Here is a 24,364-nt window from a genome sequence, read left to right as displayed (position 1 = left end):
AAAGGACTGCTTCAAATAAAAGATTTATTTGAAGCAGCCAAATTTAAAGTTAGCAATCTTTTTCTATTATTATATCTCCTCTAAGGATATCATCACTCGTCACTACCTTTAGCTTGTAACCTTCATCAACTAGTTTATTAAAATAAAACTTTCTATTTGTATAAAGTTTACTTAAATCTCTTTTGTTTATTTTAATTATACCTTTATAACTTTCTTTTAATTCATCTCTAACTTTATCTGCTAATATGCTACCTTCAACTAACTCTCTAAAAGCTGGGTGGAAAGGACCCGCAACTACATCTTTTCCTTCTGATATATCATCGGTTGGTTGAAGCCCTATTCTTATAACATTTATATGCGAATCATTATAAAGCTTATACAAAACCTTACATATCTCCACAGCTTCTTCCAATGAGTAAGGGATATATTCGCCTCTATTGTACATAATTTCCATCGGAGTATCTTTTATAACTAAAGAAGGGTATATTCTGCATATATCTGGTTTCATTTCAATAGATTTTTTAACTGATATTATATCCTTCTCAAAACTATCATTAGGAAGTCCAGGCATAATTTGATGTCCAAGTACTATTCCATACTTTTTTATTAGTTTAGATGCCTTTTCTACTTCAGCTGCAGTATGACCTCTTCCTGCTGCAATTAATACAGAATCATCTAAAGATTGAACTCCTAACTCTATAATATCAACATCATATTCTTTTAGATATGATAATATATAGTCATCTATATAATCTGGTCTAGTTGACATTCTTATTTTATCTATTAATCCCTTATCTTTATATTCTTTAGCAACCTTTAGCAATTCTCTTTGTTTTTCTTCTTTAATACCTGTAAAAGTACCTCCAAAAAATGATATTTCAACTGTTGAATTTTCTCTATTAATTGTCTTTAGATACTCATTTACTATATTATACACTGTATCAGCTGTTACTTTATCTTTTACTCCTGTTATTCTATCTTGATTACAAAAAACGCAATCATGAGGACAACCTTCATGAGGAACAAAGATAGGAATAATATAATAATTCTTACTCATCAATTACCTCCAAACTTATAAGTGCCTTTTTGGCTGCATTTTGTTCTGCTTCCTTTTTACTTAGTCCAGAACCTCTTCCCATCTCTTTATTACCTACTAATACATTAACAAAAAATCTTCTGTTATGTGGTGGTCCTTCATATTTCTCCAATTCATAGTTTATATCAACTTCTCCATTCACTTGGAGATGCTCTTGAAGTTTTGTTTTAAAATCTAAGATTATCTTATTCTTAATAGCTTTATTTATTAAATCCTTAAATTCTCTTAAAATAAATTTGCTAGCTTCTTCAATCCCTCTATCTAGATAAATAGCAGCTATAACAGCTTCAACAGCATCTGCTTGAATTGATGTTCTCTCTCTACCTCCTGTTAATTCTTCCCCTCTGCTCATCCTAATAAAATTGCCTAACTTCAGTTTTTGAGCTACTATGTAAAGTGAGTTTTCACATACAATTAAACTTCTAAGTTTCGTTAACTCACCTTCTGCCTTACTTTTATAGTTAGTAAATAAATATTCAGTTATACATAATTGCAAAACGGAATCGCCTAAAAATTCAAGTCTTTCATTATATGAACCATCTTTAAATTGTTTTGCATATGAACTATGTGTTAACGCAATCTTAATTAACTTATCATTATTAAACTTAACCCCTATAGTTTCCTCTACCACAGTTAAATTAAAATTATTCATTTAATACTCTCCTCTAAAAGTTTATTCTTCAATTTTTAGAGTTTTCTAATAAATTCAAGAATAAACTAAATAAAATTAAAATCCCGCGAAAGTTGCGGGATTACATTATTCCTCGTGATGTGCTTTTACATAATTAACAACGTCTCCAACTGTTTTAAAGCCTTCAACATCTTCATCCGGAATCTCTAAATCTAATTCATCTTCTAACGCCATTATAAGTTCTACAATATCTAATGAATCTGCATTTAAATCATCTATAAATGATGAATCTAAAGTAATATCTTGAGCATCAACGCTTAATTTATCAGCTATAATTTCTTGTATTTTTTCAAACATCGTATTCACCTCCAAAGTCCTTTCATTTAGATAATAGTATATATAAATATATTCGTCAATACGACTTTTAAAAAAAAGAGATTTTTAATTTTTTTCACCAATCTCAGCTTGAATTTTTTTCAAGATCTTTTTTTCGCTAAATATCTTTGTTTGTTTAATAGCATTCTTAAAAGCTTTTCCATCAGAGCTTCCATGTGCTTTTATACATATACCATTAACACCTAAAAAAGGAGCTCCTCCAACCTCTTCGTAATCAAATTTAACCATCAACTTCTTAAACACAGGTTTTAAAAGGGCTGCTCCTATCTTGGAAATTAGCGGCGCAGAATAAATTTCATCTTTTATTATTCCTAATAAACTTAAAGCAGAACCTTCATACATCTTTAAAACAGTGTTACCAACAAAACCATCCGCTACCAAAATATTAACCTCTCCTTTAGGAATATCTCTTGGTTCAACATTACCAATAAAATTCAAATTTTCTTCCTTTAGAAGTTTATATGTATTCTTTGTTAAGTCATTTCCCTTTTCTTCTTCAGCACCTATATTTATCAATCCAACTGTAGCGCTTTTATTATTAAACATAGCTTCATAGTATATTTTCCCCATATGTGCAAATTGGACAAGATAAGATGGTTTACAATCTACATTAGCTCCTGCATCTACTACCATAAAGTTTCCTTTTCTACCAGGCATTATTGGTGCTAAAGCTGCTCTTTCAACCCCTTTAATCCTTCCAACAATAAGGGTACACCCTGCTAAGAAAGCTCCTGTACTCCCTGCCGAAATAATAGCCTCGCATTCCCCAGATTTGACCAAATCCAAAGCCTTTACAATACTAGAGTCCTTCTTCTTTCTAAGTGCCATTACAGGATGTTCATTAGGTGAAATAACTTCTGTAGCATCAATTACTGTTATCTTTTCTTTAGGATAATTAAATTTTGAAAGCTCTGCTTCAATTTTATCTTTTGGACCAGTAATGTAAATTTCTATATCACTATTTTCCTCTATAGCTTGAACCACTCCATCTACTACGGCTTGTGGTGCATTATCTCCGCCCATTCCGTCAATAGCTATCTTCATAATTTTCTCTCCTTTTTCTATATATAAAAGAAAAGAAAGTCATAAGACTTTCTTTATTCTTCAGTAACTACTACTTCTTTACCCTTATAGTAACCACAATTTTTACATACTCTATGAGCAAGTTTCATTTCATGGCATTGAGGACACTCAATTATACCAGGAATGCTCGCTTTGAATGTTTGAGCTCTTCTTGAATCTCTTTTAGCTTTATATGTCTTTCTTGCTGGATTTCCCATGCTTACACCTCCTTATTATTTAGCAATGCTCTTAAGCCTTCTAGCCTAGGATCATAATCATCGCTACTGCAGTTGCAAGTTTCCTTATTTAAATTAATACCGCAACTTTGACAAAGTCCTTTGCAATCTTTCCTGCAAAGTCTTTTTATAGGCAAGGTTGAAATAATTGAACTTTCAACAATTTCAGTGATGTCTAAAACATCATCATCTACAAAAGTTATTTCTTCTTCTTCACGAAGATTTATATCAGTTGTAAACCTTTCTTCTATATCAATATCTACTGGATAGATAAAGGCCTCTAAGCATCTAGAACAAATTAGTTCTAACTGAACATTAATATGAGCTTTTATAACTACTATTTCATTATCTGAGATAGCAACTCCATCTACTTCTATCTCTGAAATAGGTCTAATCTTGTCTCCTTCAAAATAAAAAGGTTCAAGGCTAAACTTATAGGAAATACTCTTTCTTCTTTCTCTTTTAGATATTAAATCTGAAAATTGTATCTTCATAAAAACTGCTCATTAAAGAGCATTTTCACTCCTTAGCTAAAATATTTACTGAATAAACACAATTCATTATATAAAGCCACAGGAAAAAAGTCAAGGACTTATTTTAACAAATCTACTGTTTCTTTAGCTATCATTAACTCCTCATTAGTTGGAATTACATAAACTTTTACCTTTGAATCATCTGTTGTAATAAGAGCTGTTTCACCCATTACGTTGTTTCTTTCACTATCTAACTTAATACCCAAATATTCAAGATCTTCTAAAATGTCTCTTCTTGTTTCAAAAGAATTTTCTCCAACGCCTGCAGTAAATACTATAACATCTACTCCACCCATTGCAGCTGAATATGCACCTATCTTAGTTTTTATGCTATATGTGTACATATCTATTGCAAGTTGAGCTCTCTTATCTCCTTTTTTATATGCAGCTTCTTTTATATCTCTCATATCTGAACTCATTTCTGTAATACCAAGAAGTCCAGATTTCTTATTTAAAATTTCATTAACTTCATCTATAGAATAGCCAAGTTCCTTAACTAAATATATTACTATCGCAGGGTCTATGCTTCCTGTTCTAGTTCCCATAATTACACCGTCAAGTGGAGTGAATCCCATTGTTGTATCAATAGACTTTCCACCTTTAACTGCAGCAATACTAGCTCCAGCCCCTATATGGCAAGTAATTATCTTTAGATCTTCAACATCTCTACCCATAACTTCTGCAACTTTTCTAGAAACATATTTATGGCTTGTACCATGGAATCCATATTTTCTTATTGAATGTTTTTCATATAATTCATATGGAAGAGCATATAAAAATGCTTTTTCTGGCATTGTTCCATGGAAAGCAGTATCAAACACTACAGCCATAGGTACATTGGGCATTAAAGATTTACATGCTTCTATCCCTATTATATTTGGTCTATTATGTAGAGGAGCTAGCTTAACACACTCCTCTAGATAACTCATAACCTCATCATTTACTAGTACAGATTCTGAATATTTTTCTCCTCCATGAACAACTCTGTGTCCAACTGCTGATATTTCATCCATATTCTTAATAACACCATGCTCATCATGAATTAAAGCATTTACCACATGTTTGATTGCATCCTTATGATCATTCATTGGCTCTTCTATTATATACTTGCCCTTACCACTTACTTTTTGAGTTAAAATCGATCCAGCAATTCCTATTCTTTCAACTAACCCTTGAGCCAGTAATTCTTCATTTGTCATATCAATAAGTTGATACTTAAGTGAAGAGCTTCCACAGTTAATAACTAAAACTTTCATTAGTAAATCCCCCTTATATACATCTATATCTATATCTATATCTATATCTATATCTATATCTAATATTATTTTACGCTTTGTGCTTGAACTGCTGTAATAGCTACTACTTTAACTATATCTTCATAGCTACAGCCTCTTGATAAATCGTTGATAGGTTTAGCAAACCCTTGACATATTGGTCCAATTGCTTCTGCATTCGCAAATCTTTGAACTAACTTATACCCAATATTTCCAGCTTGTAAATCTGGGAAAACTAAAACATTTGCTTTTCCAGCCACTTTACTATTAGGAGCTTTTTGATCTGCAACTTTTTTAACTATAGCAGCATCTAATTGCAATTCACCATCTATCAATAAGTCTGGTCTTAATTCTTTAGCTTTTTCTGTGGCATTTCTAACTTTAGTTACTAAATCACCATCAGCACTTCCCATTGTTGAGAATGATAACATTGCAACCTTTGGATCTATTTTACATAAATTTTTAGCAGTTTCTGCTGTTGCAATAGCAATTGCAGCTAATTGATCTTCATTTGGATTTGGATTAACCGCGCAATCAGAGAATAATAGCATTCCTTCTTCTCCATAGTTTGATCCTGGTACCATCATTATAAAAAAGCTTGATACTACTGATACACCTGGTGCAGTTTTAATTATTTGCAAACCTGGTCTTAAAAGATCTCCAGTTGTGTGTATAGCACCTGATACCATTCCATCAGCATCATCAAGTTTTACCATCATTGTTCCAAAGTATAATGGGTCTCTAACTATTTTTTCTGCCTTTTCTATAGTCATCCCCTTATTTTTTCTTAATTCATAAAAGCTTTCAATATACGCTTGAAGTCTATCAGACTTTTCTGGATTCACTATTTCTACTCCAGTTAAGTCTACCCCTAACTCATTTGCTTTATCTAATATTTCTTTATCATCACCTACTAACACTGGATATGCAAAGCCTTGTGCTTGTATATGTTGTGCAGCTGTTATTGTTCTTTCTTCATTTCCTTCTGGAAGTACGATTCTCTTTTTATCTGATTTTGCTACTTCCAAAATTTTGTTCATAAGTTCCATAGTTTTTCTCCTTTCAAAACTCCTTATTAATATATACTATACTCCTAAGACAATAATAATTTCAACATAAAATTCTCGAAAATCCCCTATTTTGCTAAAGTCTTTAGATTTTTAATTGTCTTAATTATCAGATAACGTTTATTTATTCACAATCAATTTCTTTAATATTTAATATGTTATAATTACTATAAGTTTATCCTAAAAAAGGAGGATTTTTTATGAATATCACAGGAATAATTACTGAATATAATCCTTTTCATTTAGGGCACTTACATCATCTAAAAAGTGCCAAAAATGATACTGGCTGTGATGGAGTTATATGCATAATGAGCGGAAACTTTATGCAAAGAGGTATTCCAGCCATAACCGATAAATGGAGCAGAGCTGAAATGGCTGTAAAAAATGGCGTCGATCTTGTTATTGAGCTACCATTAGTTTATTCAATTTCCTCAGCCGAAGCTTTTGCTGAAGGTGCTATTAAAATTCTTAATAAAACAGGTGTTATTAGAAATGTATATTTCGGAAGTGAGCACGGTAGAATTGAAGACTTAGAACTTATTGCCCATACTTTACTAAGAGAACCAGAAGCTTTCAAACTCAAATTAAAAGAAGAATTAAAAAAAGGACTCCCTTTTCACACAGCAAGAAGTCTAGCTTTAAATATTTTTTTGCCAAGTGTACCTTGTTCCGAAATTCTATCAAACTCTAATAATATATTAGCTATAGAATATATTAAAGCCCTAAAAAAAATTGATAGCACTATTGTTCCTAAAACTTTAAAGAGAATTGGTTCTAACTATAATGATACTGAAATAAATAGCAACTATCCTTCTGCAACATCAATACGAGCATGTTTACATGAATCAAAAGATTTATCAAAACTTAAAACTTTATTGCCAGAAGCAAGTTACTCTATACTAGATAAACTTGTTAAAAAAAATTACAAGTTTGTAGAAGGAAATGATATTTTCTCTTTTTTAAAGTATAAAATCCTCACCGAAGGTGAAAAGATTAACAAAGTTTTCGGCGTAAAAGAAGGACTTGAAAATAAAATTTTAAAAGAAATTTCTAATGCAAAAAATCTAAATGAACTAATTTTAAAAATAAAAAGTAAAAGATATACATATACAAGAATTAATAGAATATTAATTTCATTTTTTATAGGGTTAGATAATTATAATTATGAAGATTTAATAAAAGAAAATACGAATTACATAAGACCATTAGCTTTTAACACTACTGGAAGTAAGATTTTGAAAGAAATCAAGAAAAAAAATCAGATTAGCATAATTACTAAGGTTCCAAAAAACATTAATGATACAAAATTAGAAATTGATTTGCTTGGTACAAAGGCTTTTTCTATACTTAACGATTCTATCTCACCATACGATGATTATTATAAAAGTCCAATATTTTTAAAGTAACTATAATATAATTAAGTCATAAGAAATATAAATACTATGAATGGGGTGATTTCATGATTAGCATTGTTTTCTTATGGCTTTTAATAATTATATTAATACCAATATTGTTTAAAATGATAAATCTTAAAAAAAACTATATTATATGCTTTTTTATAAGCATAATGATTGTTGTTTTCTTAATTAATCTAGAACAATCTATGAAATCAGCAATAGACGGCTGCAAGTTGTGGTTTAAATCTATATTACCAACTGTTCTTCCTTTCACTTTAATATGTAATTTGCTAATTTCCTATGATGGAATTGGTTTATACTCTAAATTTTTAGGCCCACTATTTTGCAAACCCTTAGGCTTATCTAAGAATTGCTCCTTTCCTATTACCGCAAGCATTTTATGCGGGTATCCTCTTGGCGCAAAATATTCTTCTGACATTTACAACTTGGGATATATAGACAGAGATGAATATACTAGATTACTAAATATCGCAACAAATTGTGGGCCGCTATTTATTATAGGTCCAATAGGAACAGCTATGCTTGGTAATATAAAACTTTCATATTTACTACTTATAGCTAATTATATTTCTCCTATTATTATAGGAATTCTTACTAAAAAACATAATATTTATAAAAAGACAAACATACCCATACCAAAATTTCACGCTGGTAAAAACTTTGGTGAGATTTTAAAAGAATCTTTAGATCAAGCAATTAATACCACAATATCAATTGGAGGATTTATAGTAATTTTCTCAATAATTATAGGAATAATAAAACATAGCGCTAATTTAGATATGTTTTTCAACAAAATAGAGTTACTAATGCATATTCCAGTTAATTCATTGTATTCTGTTATACTAGGCAGCATAGAAATAACAAATGGATGTAACTTAATCGCTACATCCAATCTTATTCTTCCTATTAAGTTAAGCACAATAAGCTTTTTATGCTCTTTTTCCGGATTATGTATAATAGCACAAGCTAGTTCATTTATTAGCAAAGATAAAATTTCCCTAATTAAGTATTCTCTAATAAAGTTATTGCAAGGAATAATAAGTTTTTTTATAACTTTAATAGTTTCCTATTTGTTTTTAGGAAGTGTTAACGCCTCTTCAATATTCACTTGTGATGAGGCAACAATCCCTACATTTATGTACTTTATTCCATTAATTACTTTATTGGCTATCACACTTACTTTAAAAGGAATAAAAAAACTATTTTTTCATATCTCTTAATTCCTTAATATTTTCCTTAATGGTAGAGCTAGTACCATTTAAATTTTTATCTATCTCCCCAGCAACTCCTTCAAAACTTGTTTGAAGAGATTTAATTAGCTCTGCCTTCTTTTCTACTATTTCTCTATCCAATTCAGTTAATATCTCATCACAATAATCTCTTGCTCCCAGCCTCATAGCCTTAGCTTCTCTCTTTGCTGCCGATACTATTTCTTGGGCTCTTACTTTAGCTTCCTTAACAACATCATGATTTTCAACATTCTGTCTCATCATCTCTATTGTTTCTTTTTTTACAGCTTCATATTCTTTTTTCGCTTCACCTATGATTCTGTCTTTCTCATTCATTACCCATTGAGCCTTTTTAAATTGGTCCGGTAGATAATTTATTATTTGATCAATAACATCTAAAATTTCTTTTCTATCCACCATAGTTTTTCCGCTTATTGGCACTTTCGGAGAATTTTCAATTAAATCTTGAAGATATTCAAGTAATTCAACAACATTTACATCCATAGATTTACTCATAACTCCACCCCATCCATAATTATTTTTCATTTATCTTTCTTGTTATATCTGGAATAATCTCATCAGGAACCAATCCTTTGAGTATTCCTCCAAACTTTGCAACCTGTTTAACTGCCGAAGAACTTAGATATGAATAATCAGCTGATGTCATCATAAATAAAGTCTCAACCTCAGGATCTAATTTATTATTCATAAGAGCCATTTGAAATTCATATTCAAAATCTGAAAAAGCTCTTAATCCCTTTAATATTACATGTGCACTATATTCTCTCATTAAATCCACTAGTAATCCTTCAAAACTTACGACTTCTACATTGGGTAAATTTTTCGTAACTCTTTTTATCAATTCAACTCTTTCTTCTATATTGAATAATCCTTTTTTATCAACATTAACTAAAACTCCCACAATAACTTTATCAAAGACCTTAGATCCTCTTGCTATTACATCTAAATGTCCTAAAGTTACTGGATCAAAACTACCTGGATATACTGCAATTTTCATTATAATCCTCCTTAATATTGATAAAAACATACAGTAGTATTTCCATACTTTTTACTTTTTGTAAGCTTTAAGTCTTCATATCCTTCATATATTTCTTCAATAGTGTCTATTTTAGTAACCACTATACCATTTTCAACAAGCATGTCGTCTTCCTTAACTATCTTCATAGCTTCTGGAATCATCTCTTTGCAATAAGGTGGATCAATAAATATTATGTCAAACTTTTTCCCCTTTTTACTGAGCATCTTTAAAGCTTCGTATGAATCCATATTAAGCGGAGTACAAAAATCGCTAAAATTTAAATTATCTACATTCTGTTTTAATAAAGGAAAAGTAACCGGACTTTTATCAACCAAATATACTTCATTTGCACCTCTACTGGCTGCTTCTAATCCCAAACTTCCTGTTCCTGCAAAAACATCAACAACTACAGCATCTCTTAAAAAACCTTGTATTGAACTGAACATAGCTTCTTTAACTCTATCTAAAGTAGGTCTAGTTTCCATTGTTTCTGGTGAAATTAACTTATGACCTTTTGCCTTACCTGCTATAATTCTCACTTTTAGTCCTCCTTGATGTAATATCATAAACATTTTATCACATTACCTAAGTATATACAATTTATAAAAAATATACAACAATACGTTTTTTTAGTTGAAACAAATGTACTTACTACTTTTCTCTAATCCTAATGATATTTCCTTAACCATCCTTTTATTTCCAGGTTCTTCATTCTCCAAAATCAGTTTTGCTTCTCCTCTTGCACATCTCAGAATATCTATATCTTCATAAATATCTGCTAACAGTAACCCTTCTTGCCCACTCTGTTTCATACCAAACATTTCACCAGAACCTCTTAATTTTAGGTCTTGTTCTGAAATAAAGAAACCATCAGTTGATTCTGTCATAATTGTCATTCTCTTTTTAGTAGTATTGCTTTTAGCATTTGCTATTAAAATACAATATGATTCATACTGCCCTCTTCCAACTCTTCCTCTCAATTGATGTAATTGTGCTAACCCAAATCTTTCAGCATTTTCAATTATCATAACTGAAGCATTAGGCACATTAACTCCAACTTCAATTACTGTAGTTGAAATCAGAACTTTTGTTTTATTATCTTTAAATCGCCCTATAATCTCATCCTTTTCTGAAGCTTTCATCTTCCCATGAAGAATCTCTACATCAACATCACTAAATACACCATCTTTTAATTTTTTATATATGCTTTCAACAGAATTTAATTGTTCTTTTTCGTCTTCTTCAATCAAAGGACAAACTATATAAACTTGTCTTCCTTTTTTTATTTCATCTTTAGCTAAATTATATGCCTTATTTCTTGAATTATCTTGAAAAAATCTAGTATCAATTTTTTTTCTGCCTGGTGGAAGTTCATCTATGACCGATACATCTAAATCTGAATAAAGATATAGTGCTAAAGTTCTAGGAATAGGAGTAGCTGTCATTACAATTACATCAGCCCTCTTTCCTTTATTAATTAATTTACTCCTCTGCTCCACCCCAAATCTATGTTGTTCATCTGTAACAACAAGTCCTAATTTATTAAATTCAACATCCTCTTGTATCAAAGCATGAGTACCTATTACTACTAATGGTTTATCTTCTTTAATTCTTTCTTTAATTCTTTTTTTCTCCTTATTTGATGTACTTCCGGTTAATAGTTCTATTTCAACATTAAACTGAGATAGCAATTTTTTAGTTTCTTCATAATGCTGGTTGGCAAGTATCTCTGTTGGTACCATGAAGGCAGACTTATATCCATTTGTGTAGGTATTATAAATTGCAATTAATGCAACTATTGTTTTTCCACTTCCTACATCTCCTTGAACTAATCTATTCATTGGATATGGACTTTTTTGATCTCTTAATATCTCTCGAACTACTTTAGCCTGTGCTTCTGTTAAATTAAAAGGAAGAGCCGCCTTTAATTCATTCAATTTATTATTCCAAGGAAAACTCATACCATTATTACTCTTCTTTATTTTATTTTTTAGTAAAAGTAACTTCATTGAATATGCAAATAACTCTTGAAACTTAAGTCTTGTAATGGACATACCTAAAATCTCTCTATTCTTTGGAAAATGAATTTCTCTAATAGCTTCATCAAGTGATATTAAATTATATTTATCTAAAAGGCGTTTAGGTAGATTCTCACCAATATCTACAATATCAAGAACACTCATTACTAATTTTGTAATTAACTTATCTGTTAATTCTCCTCTTAAAGTATATATTGGTTTTATTTCACTAGTTAACGCATCTCTATTACCCAATGTAGGATTTATAATTTCAAGAATATTTCCTACTCTTTTGAACTTTCCCATAAGATTATAAGAATTCCCTACTCTATAACTATTTTTAATATATGGTTGATTAAACCACTTGCAATCAACTTTATGACCTTTATATTCAAATTCAATGGTTGATAAAAATTTACCTGTTCTAGTTCTTACATCTTTCTTTATTGCTACAACTTTGCATGTCAATATCTGCCTTGTCTCAGAATCTATTTCTTCAAATTCTGGATTTCCACTTAAAAACTCATAATCTCTTGGAAAATACAAAAGCAAATCAAGAATATTAAATATTGCAGCTTTATTCAATTTTTCTAATACTCTAGGTCCTACCCCCTTAATACTTGAAACAGGACTATATATATCCATACTTTTTCTCCTCCAAAACACAAAAAGCACCAAAGGTGCTTTTTCATATATTTATACTGATTTTATTCTACAGCCATTAAGAAGTAATATAAAGGCTGATCACCCTTGTAGCATTGAATATCCAAATTCTCATACTTTTCTTCTAGTCTTGAAACAAAACTATTTACTTCATCTTCACTAACATCCTTACCATAGAATAAAGTTATAAGTTCACTATCTTCATCTATTATATCTGCAAGTACTTTTTCAGAAACTTCAAACTTATCTTCTCCAACTTCCTTAATCTTGCCTTCAACTAATCCAAGAATATTATTCTCTTTAATCTCAAGTCCATCTATTTCTGTATCTCTTACAGCATATGTAATAGATCCAGTTTTAACAGATTTCATAATTTCTTTAAGTTCTGCTTCATTATCATCAACATCAGCATCACCATTAAACATAGTAACACATGTTATTCCTTGCTGTATTGATGTAGTTGGAATAACTCTAACATCTTTATCAGTTATTTCAGCTGCTTGAGATGCTGCCATAATAATATTTTTATTATTTGGCAATATAAATATATGTTCAGCATTAAGCTTATTTATACATTCAAGCATATCTTGTGTTGAAGGGTTCATTGTTTGACCACCTTCAATGACATAATCTACTCCAAGATCTTTAAATATGTTTGTAATTCCGCTTCCCATAGCAACAGTAACAAAAGCATATTTTTTAGCCTCAGCTGCTATCTCTTCTTTTACTTCAGTATTTTCTTTTATCTCTTGCTCACTAAGTAAAAGTTCTCTATGTTCCTCTCTCATATTATCTATTTTTATTTTTGAAAGTTCCCCAAGCTTTACGGCTTTTGATAACACATTTCCTGGATCATTTGTATGAATATGAACCTTAATTACATCTTCATAACCAACAACTATCATAGAATCACCTAAATGTTCTATTTCATCTTGGAATTTTTTTGCCTTATTAGCATCGCCTAATATAATAAATTCAGTACAATATCCAAATTTAATATCTGCATCAGAAGTTACTTGTGCTCCAACAACTCCTCCAGAAGATATGTTTATATCTTTTATTTCCGCTTGTATCCCTTCTTTAAGAGCAGCTGTCATCCCCTGTAATATAATATATAGCCCCATTCCGCCAGAGTCAACAACCTTAGCCTTCTTTAAAGCTGGCAACAAATCTGGTGTCTTATCAAGCATTACCTTTGCAGCTTTTGTCACTTCTTCCATAAGTTCTGCCACATCTACTTTATTACTTTCAAGTCCAGCTTCAGCTGTTGCTCTAATTACTGAAAGAATTGTACCTTCTGTAGGTCTCATTACTGCCTTATATGCAGCGTTTGATCCTTGCTTTAGGGCTGCTATCATTTGACCTGCATCTGCTTCATTAAGGCCTTCTAATCCCTTTGAAATTCCTCTAAGTATTTGAGATAAAATTACACCAGAATTACCTCTTGCTCCCATTAGAGCACCTTTTGCAAGTACCTTTGAAACTTCCCCAATAGATGTTGAGTTCAAGTTTTCTATCTCTTTCACTGCAGCTTTAAATGTCATTGACATATTTGTTCCTGTATCCCCATCAGGCACTGGAAAGACATTTAGCGCATTAACAAAATCACTTTCCTCTGACAATCTATTACTAGCATTTACAACCATGTTATAAAAATCACGGCCATTAATTGATTTATATTCCATCATTACCTCCTAGACTCTTACCGCTTGCACATTTACTGTTATTGATGAAACTTTTAGCCCCGTAAAGTTTTCAACGCTATAACGAACTTTTTGAATTATATTGTTAGCTATCACAGAAATTTTAGTTCCGTATTCCACCATTACAAATAATTCAATACATAATCTATCTCCCTCAGTAAGTGATATTTTTACTCCCTTACTTAAATTCTCAACTCTCATAAGTTCCCAAAAACCTTCTCCAGCATTTTTGGATACCATCCCTACTACACCATAGCATTCCATAGTCGATAATCCAACTATCTTAGCTAAGACCTCATCAGAGTAATGTATATCTCCATTTTCTTTTGAAAATCCAACCATTACAACTCCTCCTCTTTCTTTCCATATCTTCTATTTTAGCTTAGAAATTTATAATATTCAAGATTTATCTATTAATATTAAAATAATACCTCAAATTATTTTATATTTCACTTGATTTTTTTATACTTATTGTGTTAAAATTTTTATTGTCCTATTGAAGAGAATTATCTTCATTAAATAAGGAGGTGTTTTCAAGTGTCAAGAAGATGCGAGATATGTAATAAAGGCGTTGTATCTGGAGTACAATTCAGCCATTCACATCGTCAATCAAAGAGAACTTGGGCTCCTAACATAAAGAGAGTAAAAGCTTTAGTTAACGGAACACCAAAAACAGTTCACGTTTGTACAAGATGCTTAAGATCTGGTAAGGTTCAAAGAGCAATATAAGTTCAAATAGAAAAATGCATTTATAATGCATTTTTTTATTTACAAAAAAATCTTGAGACTAAATATATCTCAAGATTTTATTTATTTTATGTAGTTTACTTTTTTCTTATAAAAAACCTAATAAATTTTGATAAGAATTTAGGTAACTTAATAGCAAATATTTTCATAATACCCCCATAAATCAATTAATAAAAAATATCTTTATTATAATATATATAACTAAGATACATTTTATGTTAATAATTTCTAATCTAAAGGGAAAATTACCATAATAATTCCTGAATCAAATGATATTTTAATATCACTATTTAAAAATTCATTGCATATAGCTCTTGGCTCCAATAAAGTTATATCATAATTAGTCAACTTATATTTAGCATCTCTTATATTAACGTTTTTCACAGTATCCGAAAGTGCATGAAAACTTATAGTATCACCATAACTTCCTTTTATACTAGTTTCTTTATCTATTAAAAAAATTCTATTATAATCATCTATAATTTCTACTTTAATCTTCTCTCTTAGTGCTTTTAATAAAATTCCAACATTACCAAGCATATGATCAACACGACTGCCTGTAGCTCCAAATAATAGTATTTCGTCAGCTCCTTCTTCTTTTGCTTTCTCATAGCCTAAATCAGTATCTGTATAATCTTTTTCAGGATTAAAGGTTAGAACTTTACTTCCACCAATCTTAAAACTTTCTATTACTTCCTTCTTCGCAGAATCAAAATCTCCTAGAATTATATCAGGTTTTATTCCATAATCATATAAACAATTGCACCCTTTATCTACTCCAATAATTATATCTTCTTCTTTAAGGTAACTAAATAAAAGTTCTTTTGAAGGTTTATAGCCTCCACTTACTACTATAGCTCTCATTATGCATTATCCTTTAATTTTTTTATATTTTCCTCAACTTTATTATCTTTAAATACAGCAGACCCTGCAACTACAACTGTTGCACCAGCATTTACAACATCACCAATATTTTCATTGCCTACTCCACCATCAACTTGAATTAATAGCTCTTTATTATATTTATTCTTCAATTCGTTTATCTCTTTTATTTTATCTAGTGAATATGAAATAAACTTCTGTCCGCCAAATCCAGGATTAACTGACATTATTAGAACCATATCAATTTCTTTAATTAAATCTTTTATTAAAGATGTAGGTGTTCCTGGATTTAAAGCAATTCCTACTTTAACTCCTTTTGATTTAATTAATTGAATTACTCTGTCTATATGTACTTCTGCTTCATAATGTATTGTTATTATATCTGCTCCTGCAGCTACAAAATCTTCAATAAACCTACTTGGTTCTTCTACCATTAAATGAACATCAAATACTTTATCTGTTCTATTTCTTAGAGCTCTCACTATAGGTGCCCCCAAAGTTATATTTGGAACAAATTGCCCATCCATAACATCTATATGAATCCAATCAGCTCCTCCTTTTGCTATTCTTTCTACATCCTCACCAAGCTTTGAAAAATCAGCTGATAGTATAGATGGCGCTATCATTACCATTTATATTTTCCCCCTTCAATAATTTCTTCTAATGTTTTTATATAAAATTCATATCTATGTTTATTAATTTTACCTTCTTCAACGGCTTTTTTTATAGAACAGTTTGGTTCTTTATAATGAAGGCATCCTCTAAACTTACATGAATCATTTAAGTCTTCAAACTCTGGAAAACAATACTTTAATTGGTCTTTTTCCATAAATGAAACATCTAAAGTAGAAAATCCTGGTGTGTCTACAATAAAACCATTATCTACTTCTATAAGTTCACTATGCCTTGTAGTATGTTTTCCTCTCCCTATCTTCTCACTAACAACTCCTGTCTCCATGTGATCTCTTTCAGTTAATGTATTTATTAAAGTAGATTTTCCTGCACCAGAAGGTCCACAAAGAACAGTAACATTATCTCTCATTCTTTCTCTGAGAGTATCTACTCCTATACCTTTTTTGGCATTAATGAATAACACTTCGTACCCTATATCATTTATCTTACTCTTTACTTCTTCTCTTTCTTCTTCTGAAACCAAATCAACTTTATTTAAACAAACTATAGTTTCAATATTATTACTTTCACATAACACCAAAAATCTATTTAATAAATCATAATTTAAATCCGGATTTTTTATTGCAAAAACAACAAAGGCTAATGTTACATTAGCTACAGTTGGTCTTATAAGTTCTGAGCATCTTTCATGAATTTCTTCAATGACACCTTTTCCATTTTCTACTTTTATTGTAACATTATCTCCTACCATAGGCTTCATATCCTTATGACGAAACTTTCCTCTCGCTTTGCATTCTATTATTCCTTCAGCTGTTTTTATATAGTAGAAGCCACCTATACCTTTAATTATTTTACCTTCCATAGTACCTCCAAAAAAATATTTCCTTCTATATATAATAACCAAATTTCAAGTATAATTGCAAATTAAATAATAATTCTAAATTGATTATTAAAAAGAGTAAAGCAACACAGCTTTACTCTTCATACTTAACTAAATTATTGTTGTTTAGGTGGATTAGTTTGATTTGGGTCTGTAGGTTTTGTTTCCTGCTTAAATTTTAAAGTAATTGAAGAACCTTCTTCGTATAATCCTTTATCCCAACTTTCTAATGCGCCAGTTCCATCATTAGCATTTGGAGTTAATCCAGCTGCCTTTACAGCTGCTAGAGCTGCTTCCCTAGACATACCTGCACTTAAAATTTTACTAGTATCTATTTTCTTTTTCTCTGGTTCTTTATATTGACCTATATTAATAGTCACTGTTGAACCTTGCTTTAGGGATTCTCCCGCTTGATTAGAAATACTGATTACCTTACCATCACTATTTTTATCAGTTGTATCGACAGTATTTACATCTGCTTCTAAACCTGCTTTTGCTAAAGCTGCTACTGCTGCATCTCTTGAAAGTCCCTTTAAACTTGGTACCTTAGCATACTTTATATCAGGTCCAGTACTTACAACAATAGTTATCTTAGCGTTTTCTGCAACTTCTGTACCTGGCGCTGGATTAGTAGTTATAACTTCTCCACTTGGAACAGAATCACTAGATTCTTTAGTTACTTCATAAGTTAACTTGCTTTTCTTTAATATTACAATAGCTTCATCGAGAGAATTCTCAGTTAAATCAGGAACTTTAATCTTTGTTTCACCAGCACTTACTATAACCCTGATCTTATCCCCCTTCTTAACAGAACTTCCAACGTCAGGATTCACTTCTAGTACAGTATTCTCTTTTTCACTACTCTTTTCTGTTCCTGCTTCCTCTAAAACTAGTCCAGCCTTAGTTAAAGCTTCCTTCGCATCATCTAAAGTCATACCTTTAATATCTGGAACTTTTACTTCTTCTGCTGAAGCAGAACTTCCTCCTCCAAATAATAAAAATGAAGATAATCCAACTAAAAGCAATAATGCCGCTGCAGCTACAATACCAATTATAAGCTTCTTCTTGTTCTTATTCTTTTTACTCTTATCCTTCTTTGGTGATTCATCCTCGTCGTCATAATAGTCATCTTCATCCTCATCGTAGTAATCCTCATCTTCGTCATAATCATCTTCATCAACTTCTTTGTTTTCTGGAAGATCATTTACCGCTGGATTTACTGCTGGCATAACAATTGTACGACCATCATTATCATCTTCAACCTTATCTATAACGGCGTTTGGATCTTCCTTAATTTTTTGAAGATCGTTAATAAGCTCTTTTGCTGTTTGATATCTTTTATTTGGATCTTTTTCCATTGCTTTAAGTATTAACTTATTTAAGCTATCAGGAATTCTTGAATTTATTTGTTTTGGAGGAACTACTTCCTCTTGAATATGTTTTAAAGCTATTGTTACAGGAGAATCTGCTTCAAATGGTAATTTTCCTGTAACCATTTCGTATAAAACTATTCCTAATGAATATATGTCAGTTCTTGTATCTACAAAACTTCCCTTTGCTTGCTCTGGGGAAAAATATTGCGCAGAACCCATAATTGTAGTTGTATTAGTTAATGTTGCTGAATCAGCAGATTTAGCTATACCAAAGTCAGTAACTTTTATCACTCCATCTTCTGTTACTAGTACATTCTGTGGTTTAACATCTCTATGAATAATGTTGTTCTTGTGAGCACATTCTAAAGCTTTTGCAATTTGCGTTCCTATCTTTATGGTAGTTTCATAATTTAGCTTACCAAATTCCTTTATGACTTCCTTTAAAGTCTTACCTTGAACATACTCCATTACTATATAGTTAAGTTCCTCTTGAGTTCCTACATCAAGAACATTAACGATATTATTATCAGATAAAGTAGCTATTGCAGTAGCTTCTCTTTTAAATTTATTAACAATATCTTCATTACCAGATAATTCTTTTTTAAGTATTTTTACAGCTACATTTCTATTAAGCTTATTGCATCTAGCTTTATATACTATTGACATTCCGCCTTCACCAATTTGCTCTAATATCTCATACCTGTTTCCTAATATTTCTCCTATCATACTACCTCTCTCCTTCAAACAACAAAACTGTAATATTATCTCTGCCGCCCTTGTACTTAGCAAGATTAACAAGTTTGTTACAGATATTAATGAGCTCTTTTTCCTCATTAACAATAGATATTATTTCTTCTTTTGTCACCTCATTTGTTAAACCATCTGAACATAATAAATATATGTCATATGTATACTTATCTATGACAAAAATATCTACCTCTACAAGACTGCTAGTTCCAACAGCCCTAGTAATAATATTCTTTTTGGGATGATTTGCCGCCTCAACTTCAGTAATAGTTCCAAGGTCAACTAATTCTTGAACTAAAGAATGATCTTTAGTTATCTTTTCAATGTTAGCTCCCTTGATTCCAAAACAAGAACTGTCTCCTACATTAGCAACTACTACTTTATCATCTTTAACAAGACATGCAGTAATAGTTGTTCCCATGCCATTTAGATTATCTCTTTCTGTAGAATGAACATATATTTCCTGATTTACTTTTTCAATAGCTTCCTTTAAAAGAAGCTCTGCTTTACATCTGTTATAATTAGCTATTATATAATCAACTACGCCTTCTGCTGCCATCTTACTAGCAACTTCCCCCGCATTATGGCCCCCCATTCCATCTGCAACTACATAAATCTTATATTCATTTTCTTCATGGTAGTGAACAAAATCTTCATTAAGACTTCTGACCATCCCTATATCACTTAGAAAACTTATCATAAACTCCCCCCTCTTTGGGTATTAATTATTAGAACTCAATTCAATGTAACTTCTCCTTAGTTGTCCACAAGCTGCATTAATATCGCTCCCCATTTCCCTTCTTACTGTAACTTCAACCCCTAAATTTTTTAATGTATTTTCAAAGTTATTTATAGTTTTTTCCGAAGATCTTTTAAATGAATTTTCCTCGATCTCATTTACTGGTATTAAATTAACATGACATAATAATCCACTTAATAATTTCCCTAAGGATTTAGCATCTTCTATGCTGTCATTTACATCTTTAACTAAAGAATATTCAAATGTTATTCTTCTTTTAGTTTTTTCTATGTAATATTTGCATGCATCTAAAATTTCTTTTATAGAATATTTATTTGCAATAGGCATTATCTCTTTTCTTTTTTCATCGCTAAATGCATGTAATGAAATAGCTAAAGTAATACTCAAGCCTTTATCCGCCAGATCATATATTTTAGGAACTATTCCACATGTAGATAGCGTAATATGTCTTTGCCCTATATTCAGACCATATTCAGCATTTACAAGTTCTAAGAACTTCAAAACATCATCATAATTATCTAAAGGTTCTCCACTTCCCATTAATACAACATTGGAAATCCTTTCACCAATTAGTTTTTGTGCTACTAAAATCTGTGAAAGTATTTCCCCTGCTGTAAGATTTCTAACCCTTCCTTCAATAGTCGATGCACAAAACTTACATCCCATCCTACATCCTACTTGCGTAGAAATGCATATAGAATTTCCATGCTTATATTTCATAATTACAGTTTCTATTAAGTTTCCATCCTTAAATCCAAGCAATAACTTCTTCGTACCATCTATCTTTGATTCAAACTTTTCTATTACCTTAGGAATTCCTATATAGAAACTTTTACTAAGCTTTTCCTTTAATTCACCAGGGATGTTTTTCATTAAATTGAAATCCCATATTTCTTTATATATCCAAGAAACCACCTGCTTAGCTCTAAAGGCACTCTCATTATTATCTTTCATCCAATTTTGTAATTCTTCTAATGTAAAATTTAAAATGTTATCCATATATTCTCCTAATTCTTTCTAAACTTAGCTATAAAGAATCCATCCATATATTCATTTGGCAACACTGTAAGTGTTCCTAGGGCGTCATAATTCAAATTATTTCCCTTACCTACAAACACTTTTTCTACTTTTGCGTCCTTATATTTATTCAAAAACCATTTTACATTATCTTCATTTTCTTCTTTATTTAAAGTACAAGTAGAATATATCATAATTCCATCTTTCTTTAAATATTCCCATGCATTACTCATAATAGATCTTTGAATATTTACTATTTCCTTAAGCTCACTTCTCTTTTTACTCCATTTTATCTCAGGTTTTTTCCTTATAATTCCAAGACCTGAACATGGCACATCAATAAGGACTCTATCAGCTGCATTAACTAAATTCACATCTAGCTTAGAAGCATCCATTTCACCTAGCTTTATGTTTGTAAGACCTAATCTCTCATAATTTTCTTTAATTAAATCCAGTTTTTGAGGATGAATATCAAAAGCTAAAACTTCTCCTGTATTCTCAAGAAGTTCTGCAATATGTGTTGTTTTTCCACCTGGAGCTGAACAAAGATCTAGTACCTTTTGTCCCTGCATGATATCAAGCAGTGGAGCAACTAACATAGCACTTTCATCTTGTACTGTTATCTTACCTTCTAGAAAAGCATTATTCTTTTCTATAGCTCTTCCGCCTTTAATAAATATAGCTTCTGGACAAACTACTCCTTCAAAAACATTGTATCCATTTTCCTCAAAACTTTCTAAAACATCTTCATACTCAGCTTTCAAATTATTAACTCTTACAGTAACCATAGGAGTGTTATTTAACCCATGCATAATCCTTATAGCTTCTTTTTCACCATATTGATTAATAAACATTTTTATCATCCATGGTTCAAAAGATAACTCATATGCAATTTCATCTATCTTATTTCTGAACTCTATTTCTAGTTTACCATCTTTTTTAACATAATTTCTTAAGATTCCATTAACTAATTTAGAATCTTTTTCAGAAACTTCTTTTGCAAGCTCCACAGCTTCATTGCAAGCTGCATATGAAGGTACTTTATCAAGGTAATGCATTTGATAAATTGCAACCCTTAATATATTCAATATCTTTTTGTCCATAATAGACATATCTCTTACAAATGAACCAATTATCATATCTATAGACTTAAGTCTCCTTAAAGTACCATATACTATCTCAGTCGCCAGTGATTTATCTTGATCCGATAAATCAGAACTATTTAACTCTTTTGATAGAATTATATTCGAATATGCTCCTTCTCCTACAACTCTACTTAAAACTTTTACTGCAATTTTTCTACTACTCATAATTATACCTCATCTAATCATTTCTTCTGCTTAAAGCTATTAACCTAATAAGTTGGGAAACAGCCATCAAAGTTGCTGCCACATATGTCATAGCCGCTGCATCTAATACTTTTTCAGCACCTTTCACTTCATCTCCATATAAAATTCCTCTGGTATTTAATATTTTTAACGCTCTATTTGATGCATTAAACTCAACTGGTAAAGTTACAAGTTGAAATAAAACTACTGCTGAAAATAATATTATTCCAAAATAAACCAACGGTTTTATAGCAAGTATTAGCCCTGCAATAAATAATACCCATGAAAATGTTGAACTTATATTTACTACTGGATATATAGAGTTTCTAAAAGCAAGCGGTCCATAACTTTCTTTGTGTTGAATTGCATGACCTACTTCATGAGCTGCTATTCCAGCCGCTGCTATAGTCGTTCCACTATATACATCTGGTGATAATCTTAAGACTCTATTTTTAGGATCATAATGATCTCCAAGCCTAGAATTTACCACTTCGATAGGTATATCGTAAAGACCTGCATCATTTAATATCATCCTAGCTATCTGCTCTCCAGTATACCCATTCATAGTTCTAACTCTGCTATATTTATCATAAGCAGAACTAACTTTAGTTTGGGCCCAAAAGCTTATTATTAATGCTGGAACCAATATAAGATATGTTGGATCAAAATAATATGGAAAAAAACCATGCATAAATATCCCTCCTATCCTAAAATTGTATTTACCTCTATCTTATGCCCATTAATATATTGCTCAATTGTAAGAGGTTTTCCATTTGGAAATTGGACTTTTTTAACCAGTAATATTCCTTCCTTACATGCAACTCTAATCCCTTCTTTGCTTACATCAAGAATTGTTCCTTCTTCTTTATTATGCTTCTCTTCAAGGACTTTTGATTCATAAATTTTCATTTGCTTACCATCATAGGATGTATAAGCTATTGGCCAAGGGTTTAATCCTCTGATAAGATTATGAATATTTTCTGCTGTTTCATGCCAGTTTATTACTGCTATCTTTTTATCCAACATTTTTGCATAAAAAGTTTCATCAGATTGTTTTTCAGGTTTTATTTGTCCGTTTATTATTTTATCAATAGTTTCTTTTAATAGTGCTGAACCTCTTTCTTTTAAAATATCATAAAGTTCACCTGCTGTCATTTCTTCTGTTATTTCAACTTTGTCCTTCAAAAGCATATCTCCTGTATCTAGACCTTTATCCATCAACATAGTGGTATTTCCTGATATTTTTTCTCCTTTTATAATTGCCCAATTTATCGGTGCAGCACCTCTATACATAGGTAATAGAGATCCATGTAGATTAATGCATCCATACTTTGGAATGTCAAGCACTTCCTTTGTTAACAATTGTCCAAAAGCAACTACTATAATAAAATCTGGAGCAATTTTTTTAAGTTCTTCTATCATTTCCTTATCATCTTTTAATTTTATTGGTTGATATACAGGTATGCCCTTTTTAACAGCCACTTCTTTTATATCAGAAAAAGCAAGCTTCTTTCCTCTTCCCTTTGGCTTATCTGGTTGAGTAAAAACAGCCTTAACATCGTAGTTGTCTATCAACATTTCTAATGATGGAACTGCAAAATCTGGAGTTCCCATAAAAACTATCTTCATATA

Annotated in this window: 26 protein-coding genes; 3 read left to right on the top strand and 23 right to left on the bottom strand. The window is 30.8% G+C overall.

The annotated features are described in order from the left end of the window. Positions 1 to 49: 49 nt before the first annotated feature. The 8 genes from FAY47_RS02695 to pta form a co-directional block, all read right to left on the bottom strand. A complete protein-coding gene (locus FAY47_RS02695; RefSeq protein ID WP_143314877.1) occupies positions 50 to 1,057 on the bottom strand; it encodes a radical SAM protein in 1,008 nt (335 codons plus the stop codon). Continuing rightward, positions 1,050 to 1,748, bottom strand: coding sequence for a ribonuclease III (gene rnc, locus FAY47_RS02690; protein WP_143314876.1), 699 nt, complete (start codon positions 1,746 to 1,748; stop codon positions 1,050 to 1,052). The genes FAY47_RS02695 and rnc overlap by 8 nt, the downstream gene beginning before the upstream one ends. 105 nt (positions 1,749 to 1,853) lie before the next feature. Further along, a complete protein-coding gene (gene acpP, locus FAY47_RS02685) occupies positions 1,854 to 2,084 on the bottom strand; it encodes an acyl carrier protein (protein WP_143314875.1) in 231 nt (76 codons plus the stop codon). Between the two features lie 84 nt (positions 2,085 to 2,168). Continuing rightward, positions 2,169 to 3,167, bottom strand: coding sequence for a phosphate acyltransferase PlsX (gene plsX / locus FAY47_RS02680; RefSeq protein WP_143314874.1), 999 nt, complete (start codon positions 3,165 to 3,167; stop codon positions 2,169 to 2,171). Between the two features lie 53 nt (positions 3,168 to 3,220). Then, positions 3,221 to 3,403 carry a 50S ribosomal protein L32 gene (gene rpmF, locus FAY47_RS02675; protein WP_143314873.1) on the bottom strand — a complete coding sequence of 61 codons (183 nt, stop codon included), beginning with the start codon at positions 3,401 to 3,403 and terminating at the stop codon, positions 3,221 to 3,223. 2 nt (positions 3,404 to 3,405) lie between these two features. Next, entirely contained in the window at positions 3,406 to 3,915 is a 510-nt protein-coding gene (locus FAY47_RS02670) for a DUF177 domain-containing protein (RefSeq protein ID WP_143314872.1), read from the bottom strand. A 98-nt stretch (positions 3,916 to 4,013) separates the two neighbouring features. After that, a complete protein-coding gene (locus FAY47_RS02665) occupies positions 4,014 to 5,210 on the bottom strand; it encodes an acetate kinase (protein WP_143314871.1) in 1,197 nt (398 codons plus the stop codon). 65 nt (positions 5,211 to 5,275) lie between these two features. Next, the gene (gene pta / locus FAY47_RS02660; protein ID WP_143314870.1) at positions 5,276 to 6,277 is read right to left on the bottom strand and encodes a phosphate acetyltransferase; all 1,002 of its coding nucleotides are present in this window, start codon (positions 6,275 to 6,277) and stop codon (positions 5,276 to 5,278) included. 218 nt (positions 6,278 to 6,495) lie between these two features. On the opposite strand from pta, the gene FAY47_RS02655 reads away from it, so the two are divergent. Then, positions 6,496 to 7,701, top strand: a complete 1,206-nt coding sequence (locus FAY47_RS02655; RefSeq protein ID WP_143314869.1) for a nucleotidyltransferase — start codon at positions 6,496 to 6,498, stop codon at positions 7,699 to 7,701. A gap of 53 nt (positions 7,702 to 7,754) precedes the next feature. Next, positions 7,755 to 8,933, top strand: coding sequence for a sporulation integral membrane protein YlbJ (gene ylbJ, locus FAY47_RS02650; RefSeq protein ID WP_143314868.1), 1,179 nt, complete (start codon positions 7,755 to 7,757; stop codon positions 8,931 to 8,933). On the opposite strand, the gene FAY47_RS02645 is transcribed toward ylbJ, so the two are convergent. The 6 genes from FAY47_RS02645 to FAY47_RS02620 form a co-directional block, all read right to left on the bottom strand. Beyond that, complete coding sequence (locus FAY47_RS02645; RefSeq protein ID WP_143315101.1) at positions 8,913 to 9,458, bottom strand: ATPase; 546 nt, start codon at positions 9,456 to 9,458, stop codon at positions 8,913 to 8,915. The two genes, ylbJ and FAY47_RS02645, sit on opposite strands and share 21 nt — an antisense overlap. A gap of 19 nt (positions 9,459 to 9,477) precedes the next feature. Further along, positions 9,478 to 9,960, bottom strand: coding sequence for a pantetheine-phosphate adenylyltransferase (gene coaD, locus FAY47_RS02640; protein WP_143314867.1), 483 nt, complete (start codon positions 9,958 to 9,960; stop codon positions 9,478 to 9,480). Positions 9,961 to 9,971: 11 nt separating this feature from the next. Further along, positions 9,972 to 10,520: a 16S rRNA (guanine(966)-N(2))-methyltransferase RsmD gene (gene rsmD, locus FAY47_RS02635; RefSeq protein WP_243129521.1), complete on the bottom strand. Its 549-nt coding sequence runs from the start codon at positions 10,518 to 10,520 to the stop codon at positions 9,972 to 9,974. Positions 10,521 to 10,610: 90 nt separating this feature from the next. Continuing rightward, on the bottom strand, positions 10,611 to 12,644 hold the full coding sequence (recG, locus tag FAY47_RS02630) for an ATP-dependent DNA helicase RecG (RefSeq protein WP_143314865.1): 2,034 nt from the start codon (positions 12,642 to 12,644) through the stop codon (positions 10,611 to 10,613). 62 nt (positions 12,645 to 12,706) lie between these two features. Beyond that, the gene (locus tag FAY47_RS02625) at positions 12,707 to 14,347 is read right to left on the bottom strand and encodes a DAK2 domain-containing protein (protein WP_143314864.1); all 1,641 of its coding nucleotides are present in this window, start codon (positions 14,345 to 14,347) and stop codon (positions 12,707 to 12,709) included. 9 nt (positions 14,348 to 14,356) lie between these two features. After that, positions 14,357 to 14,707, bottom strand: coding sequence for an Asp23/Gls24 family envelope stress response protein (locus FAY47_RS02620; protein WP_143314863.1), 351 nt, complete (start codon positions 14,705 to 14,707; stop codon positions 14,357 to 14,359). Between the two features lie 195 nt (positions 14,708 to 14,902). Here FAY47_RS02620 and rpmB point away from each other — a divergent pair, with 195 nt between their 5' ends. Then, positions 14,903 to 15,094, top strand: a complete 192-nt coding sequence (gene rpmB / locus FAY47_RS02615) for a 50S ribosomal protein L28 (RefSeq protein WP_143314862.1) — start codon at positions 14,903 to 14,905, stop codon at positions 15,092 to 15,094. A 246-nt stretch (positions 15,095 to 15,340) separates the two neighbouring features. Here rpmB and FAY47_RS02610 read toward each other — a convergent pair whose 3' ends face one another. The 9 genes from FAY47_RS02610 to fmt form a co-directional block, all read right to left on the bottom strand. Then, positions 15,341 to 15,976 carry a thiamine diphosphokinase gene (locus FAY47_RS02610; RefSeq protein WP_143314861.1) on the bottom strand — a complete coding sequence of 212 codons (636 nt, stop codon included), beginning with the start codon at positions 15,974 to 15,976 and terminating at the stop codon, positions 15,341 to 15,343. Beyond that, positions 15,976 to 16,626: a ribulose-phosphate 3-epimerase gene (rpe, locus tag FAY47_RS02605; protein ID WP_143314860.1), complete on the bottom strand. Its 651-nt coding sequence runs from the start codon at positions 16,624 to 16,626 to the stop codon at positions 15,976 to 15,978. Before rpe ends, FAY47_RS02610 begins: the two co-directional genes overlap by 1 nt. After that, on the bottom strand, positions 16,620 to 17,489 hold the full coding sequence (rsgA, locus tag FAY47_RS02600) for a ribosome small subunit-dependent GTPase A (RefSeq protein WP_143314859.1): 870 nt from the start codon (positions 17,487 to 17,489) through the stop codon (positions 16,620 to 16,622). The genes rpe and rsgA overlap by 7 nt, the downstream gene beginning before the upstream one ends. Before the next feature lie 134 nt (positions 17,490 to 17,623). Next, complete coding sequence (gene pknB / locus FAY47_RS02595) at positions 17,624 to 19,606, bottom strand: Stk1 family PASTA domain-containing Ser/Thr kinase (protein WP_143314858.1); 1,983 nt, start codon at positions 19,604 to 19,606, stop codon at positions 17,624 to 17,626. 1 nt (position 19,607) lies between these two features. Beyond that, a complete protein-coding gene (locus FAY47_RS02590) occupies positions 19,608 to 20,327 on the bottom strand; it encodes a Stp1/IreP family PP2C-type Ser/Thr phosphatase (RefSeq protein ID WP_143314857.1) in 720 nt (239 codons plus the stop codon). Between the two features lie 21 nt (positions 20,328 to 20,348). Beyond that, a complete protein-coding gene (gene rlmN, locus FAY47_RS02585) occupies positions 20,349 to 21,386 on the bottom strand; it encodes a 23S rRNA (adenine(2503)-C(2))-methyltransferase RlmN (protein ID WP_143314856.1) in 1,038 nt (345 codons plus the stop codon). An 8-nt stretch (positions 21,387 to 21,394) separates the two neighbouring features. Then, complete coding sequence (gene rsmB / locus FAY47_RS02580) at positions 21,395 to 22,714, bottom strand: 16S rRNA (cytosine(967)-C(5))-methyltransferase RsmB (protein WP_143314855.1); 1,320 nt, start codon at positions 22,712 to 22,714, stop codon at positions 21,395 to 21,397. Between the two features lie 13 nt (positions 22,715 to 22,727). Further along, positions 22,728 to 23,423: a zinc metallopeptidase gene (locus FAY47_RS02575; RefSeq protein WP_143314854.1), complete on the bottom strand. Its 696-nt coding sequence runs from the start codon at positions 23,421 to 23,423 to the stop codon at positions 22,728 to 22,730. Between the two features lie 11 nt (positions 23,424 to 23,434). Next, positions 23,435 to 24,361, bottom strand: a complete 927-nt coding sequence (fmt, locus tag FAY47_RS02570; RefSeq protein ID WP_143314853.1) for a methionyl-tRNA formyltransferase — start codon at positions 24,359 to 24,361, stop codon at positions 23,435 to 23,437. Positions 24,362 to 24,364 lie beyond the last annotated feature (3 nt).

It is taken from the genome of Clostridium sp. HBUAS56017 (assembly GCF_007115085.1).
GTDB lineage: Bacteria > Bacillota > Clostridia > Clostridiales > Clostridiaceae > Clostridium > Clostridium cibarium.
The sequence above is the reverse complement of the archived record's forward strand: the minus strand, read 5'-3'. Positions and strand labels throughout refer to the sequence as shown.

Excerpts from the sequence above, each read along its gene's own strand:
- FAY47_RS02590 (WP_143314857.1), bottom strand. The coding sequence starts at position 20,327 with ATGATAAGTTTTCTAAGTGATATAGGGATGGTCAGAAGTCTTAATGAA.
- pknB (WP_143314858.1), bottom strand. The coding sequence starts at position 19,606 with ATGATAGGAGAAATATTAGGAAACAGGTATGAGATATTAGAGCAAATT.
- FAY47_RS02665 (WP_143314871.1), bottom strand. The coding sequence starts at position 5,210 with ATGAAAGTTTTAGTTATTAACTGTGGAAGCTCTTCACTTAAGTATCAA.
- rpmF (WP_143314873.1), bottom strand. The coding sequence starts at position 3,403 with ATGGGAAATCCAGCAAGAAAGACATATAAAGCTAAAAGAGATTCAAGA.
- recG (WP_143314865.1), bottom strand. The coding sequence starts at position 12,644 with ATGGATATATATAGTCCTGTTTCAAGTATTAAGGGGGTAGGACCTAGA.
- rsmB (WP_143314855.1), bottom strand. The coding sequence starts at position 22,714 with ATGAGTAGTAGAAAAATTGCAGTAAAAGTTTTAAGTAGAGTTGTAGGA.
- FAY47_RS02695 (WP_143314877.1), bottom strand. The coding sequence starts at position 1,057 with ATGAGTAAGAATTATTATATTATTCCTATCTTTGTTCCTCATGAAGGT.
- acpP (WP_143314875.1), bottom strand. The coding sequence starts at position 2,084 with ATGTTTGAAAAAATACAAGAAATTATAGCTGATAAATTAAGCGTTGAT.
- rsgA (WP_143314859.1), bottom strand. The coding sequence starts at position 17,489 with ATGGAAGGTAAAATAATTAAAGGTATAGGTGGCTTCTACTATATAAAA.
- pta (WP_143314870.1), bottom strand. The coding sequence starts at position 6,277 with ATGGAACTTATGAACAAAATTTTGGAAGTAGCAAAATCAGATAAAAAG.
- FAY47_RS02610 (WP_143314861.1), bottom strand. The coding sequence starts at position 15,976 with ATGAGAGCTATAGTAGTAAGTGGAGGCTATAAACCTTCAAAAGAACTT.
- coaD (WP_143314867.1), bottom strand. The coding sequence starts at position 9,960 with ATGAAAATTGCAGTATATCCAGGTAGTTTTGATCCAGTAACTTTAGGA.
- FAY47_RS02645 (WP_143315101.1), bottom strand. The coding sequence starts at position 9,458 with ATGAGTAAATCTATGGATGTAAATGTTGTTGAATTACTTGAATATCTT.
- rnc (WP_143314876.1), bottom strand. The coding sequence starts at position 1,748 with ATGAATAATTTTAATTTAACTGTGGTAGAGGAAACTATAGGGGTTAAG.
- rlmN (WP_143314856.1), bottom strand. The coding sequence starts at position 21,386 with ATGGATAACATTTTAAATTTTACATTAGAAGAATTACAAAATTGGATG.
- FAY47_RS02670 (WP_143314872.1), bottom strand. The coding sequence starts at position 3,915 with ATGAAGATACAATTTTCAGATTTAATATCTAAAAGAGAAAGAAGAAAG.
- fmt (WP_143314853.1), bottom strand. The coding sequence starts at position 24,361 with ATGAAGATAGTTTTTATGGGAACTCCAGATTTTGCAGTTCCATCATTA.
- ylbJ (WP_143314868.1), top strand. The coding sequence starts at position 7,755 with ATGATTAGCATTGTTTTCTTATGGCTTTTAATAATTATATTAATACCA.
- FAY47_RS02620 (WP_143314863.1), bottom strand. The coding sequence starts at position 14,707 with ATGGTTGGATTTTCAAAAGAAAATGGAGATATACATTACTCTGATGAG.
- FAY47_RS02655 (WP_143314869.1), top strand. The coding sequence starts at position 6,496 with ATGAATATCACAGGAATAATTACTGAATATAATCCTTTTCATTTAGGG.
- plsX (WP_143314874.1), bottom strand. The coding sequence starts at position 3,167 with ATGAAGATAGCTATTGACGGAATGGGCGGAGATAATGCACCACAAGCC.
- rpe (WP_143314860.1), bottom strand. The coding sequence starts at position 16,626 with ATGGTAATGATAGCGCCATCTATACTATCAGCTGATTTTTCAAAGCTT.
- FAY47_RS02575 (WP_143314854.1), bottom strand. The coding sequence starts at position 23,423 with ATGCATGGTTTTTTTCCATATTATTTTGATCCAACATATCTTATATTG.
- FAY47_RS02625 (WP_143314864.1), bottom strand. The coding sequence starts at position 14,347 with ATGGAATATAAATCAATTAATGGCCGTGATTTTTATAACATGGTTGTA.